Consider the following 2,495-nt stretch of genomic DNA (forward strand, 5'->3'; position numbering starts at 1 on the left):
ACAGTTGCTCTCCCCCTCCTGTACTCCCCCGGGCGGGAGTGTGGGGGGGTCCTGCCCGCGGGGGCTCTCGGCGGCCCCGCCGGGGCGCTCAAGAGGGCAGCAGCCTGCCCGGGACACCGTTGAGCGACTGGATCAGGCCGAGCACCGGAACACCGAGCGGCGCGAACGTCCAGATGTTGTTCAGGTTGGTCGTGTCGGGCTCGTCCACGACGGTCACGCCGCCCGGCGCGTCCTGGGCGGACGTTGTGGCCGCCAGTGCCGGCACGGCGGCACCGAGCACGCCGACGCCCGCGAGCGTGGCGATCGCGGCCGCGCGGACCAGGGTTTTCTTCATTGGTTCCCTCCTTGGGATGACATGGGGTGGGCGGGGTCAGGAGATGGGCGTGATCAAGCCGAAGATCGGCGCGAGGAGCTGGGTCGGCGCCTGCACCGTGGGGCCGAGCAGACCGCCGAGGTCGAGGTCCGGCGTCACCCAGATGGGTGTGTTCTCGGCCGGGGCGGCGTCGGCCACCCCGCCCGCCACCCCGGTCAGCGCTGCCGCCGCGGCCAGCGGGAGCAGCACCCTGGCTGCGATTCGCTTCATGGAATTCACCTCCTTGACTTCGATCAATTTCCCCGCTTCCTCCGGGAAGCGGAAATCAGCGGAGAACCGCGCTGATCGGCACAATGGTTCCGTCCGGAACCCACTGGCCCGCATAATCGCGGTTCATCACCATTCCGATGGCATGTGGTTCATTCGGATACATCGGCATGGCGTTGACCTGCGCGGCGGCGAAGATCTGCACATCGCCGTTCGCCGAACGCCATTGGTCGCCGAGCCAGGAACGAAAACCGCCCAAGGTCGGGCTCTCCCCGCCGAAGGAATTCCCCACGGCCACCGCGTAGCCGACGGCGAGCTGGTCGCGCGGATCGAACCGCAGCGGCAGCGAAGAACTCGCGACCGAATTCACGATCGGACCGTTCAACAGCCAGGGCGCGAGATACAAGCCGTACTGATGTGTCGGCTTCAACCGCTGCGACTCCGCCGCGCGGCTCATCGCCGTGTATCCCCCGGCCCAGCCGGAAACGACGACCAACGCCGTGTCGGCGCCGGGATCTTCCCGCACCGCGAGGCCGGTGCGCGCCGCGGTGTCGCGCACTAGCTTCGCCGCCGCGACACCGCGCGGCGATTCGTCACCGACCAGAGTGATCGCCGAAGGCTTTCGCCCCGCGAGGAACTCCACGAGCTTGACCAGCGAACCACTGTCCTCAGAGGACAGTACGTCGGCAGGGCACGAGGCGAGCACATCGCGTCGTCCGGCGATGACTCCGCCGAGTGCCGCGCTGGCACATTCGGGCGCGTCGGCGTCGGCGATCGAGGGCCCGGCGGCGTCCCCCGCGTCGACGTCGACCCTCGTTTCGGCCGTTCCCTTGCTCACGACCAGTTCGCTGCGTCCCGGCGGGAGTTCGACCTCGGCCCAGCTCCCCTCGGCACCCGGCCGTGCGGCAGCTTTGGTGATCAGCCCGCCCGGCACTCCGGCGGACAGGTCGTCGCCCGCACTGGCCGGGAAGTGCACGAGGTTACGGCCCGGCCGCTGCGGACTGAGCAGCACCGGGATCCGTGCTCCACCGGCTACCGCGTCGGCGATCAGCGGCACCCCGGGAACCGGCAGGGCAGGCGGCTGGGGAATGGCCGCCAGCGCGCTCCAGGCAAGAAAACCCACTGCGACCCCGACCGCGCCGAATCGGTACACCCGACTGGAATCATTGCCCCCCAGTAAAACTCCGGCAAGAACGGCCACCACGATCGGCAACAGGACGATCGCCAGCAGCGCGACCCCGAAGAGGGTTTCGTACAACCGCCGGTCGAAGCCGAGCCCGGATTGGACGAGTTGCACCGCGCCTGCGACCGCGAGCAGGCCACCGATCGTCAGCGCGAGTGGACCGAGCCGGAAAGCGGTGCCACGCCAGCGATCCGCGGGCACTCCCGCGGACAGGACGGTGACACCGAACCACAACGCGGCGCCCACCACGTAGACCGTGTCGACGGCGAAATCGACACCGGAGCGGCCGAGGGAAGTTTCCAGTACCACCAGGACGATCAACGCGATCGACGCCCACCGGCCGGCGGACGGCCAGCGGATCAGCACGGGGATCACCGCGGCGAGCACGAGATGGACGGCCAGCGCGTACACGTTGAGGTCGACGACGAACGCCGACACCACCGCCGCTACAGCCGAGACACCACCGAGCAAGCCGACGGCGATGAGCAACCGGCGCGGCAACTTGTCCACGAGCGGTCGCAGGACGCCGGTACCGGCGAGGAAAGCAGTACTCAGCAGGAGGACGAGTCTCAGCAGCAGCGCGGCGATGTCCACTCCGGACGAACCGGTGGCCGGGACGACATGGTGATCCATGGGGACCTTCCGGGTGGAGTGGGGGGGGGGGGCGGGGGGGGCCGCGGCCGCCGCCCCGCGCGGCGCGGCAGTGTGGGTTGTGGGGCCGGCGGGGGGCAC

Annotated in this window: 3 protein-coding genes; all 3 read right to left on the minus strand. The window is 69.8% G+C overall.

Annotated elements, in window-relative coordinates; all coding sequences use genetic code 11:
• Nucleotides 1-88: 88 nt before the first annotated feature.
• From ACFWY9_RS40805 to ACFWY9_RS40815, 3 genes are read right to left on the minus strand one after another with little or no spacing between them, the layout of a single operon-like run.
• A complete protein-coding gene (locus tag ACFWY9_RS40805) occupies nt 89-334 on the minus strand; it encodes a hypothetical protein (RefSeq protein ID WP_378341403.1) in 246 nt (81 codons plus the stop codon).
• 36 nt (nt 335-370) lie between these two features.
• The gene (locus ACFWY9_RS40810; protein ID WP_378341404.1) at nt 371-583 is read right to left on the minus strand and encodes a hypothetical protein; all 213 of its coding nucleotides are present in this window, start codon (nt 581-583) and stop codon (nt 371-373) included.
• Between the two features lie 55 nt (nt 584-638).
• The gene (locus ACFWY9_RS40815) at nt 639-2,396 is read right to left on the minus strand and encodes a hypothetical protein (RefSeq protein ID WP_378341405.1); all 1,758 of its coding nucleotides are present in this window, start codon (nt 2,394-2,396) and stop codon (nt 639-641) included.
• Nucleotides 2,397-2,495: the final 99 nt, after the last annotated feature.

The organism is Amycolatopsis sp. NPDC059027 (assembly GCF_042739735.1).
In the GTDB taxonomy this organism is placed as follows: domain Bacteria; phylum Actinomycetota; class Actinomycetes; order Mycobacteriales; family Pseudonocardiaceae; genus Amycolatopsis.

Coding starts and splice junctions, on each gene's coding strand:
- ACFWY9_RS40810 (WP_378341404.1), bottom strand. CDS start 583: ATGAAGCGAATCGCAGCCAGGGTGCTGCTCCCGCTGGCCGCGGCGGCA.
- ACFWY9_RS40805 (WP_378341403.1), bottom strand. CDS start 334: ATGAAGAAAACCCTGGTCCGCGCGGCCGCGATCGCCACGCTCGCGGGC.
- ACFWY9_RS40815 (WP_378341405.1), bottom strand. CDS start 2,396: ATGGATCACCATGTCGTCCCGGCCACCGGTTCGTCCGGAGTGGACATC.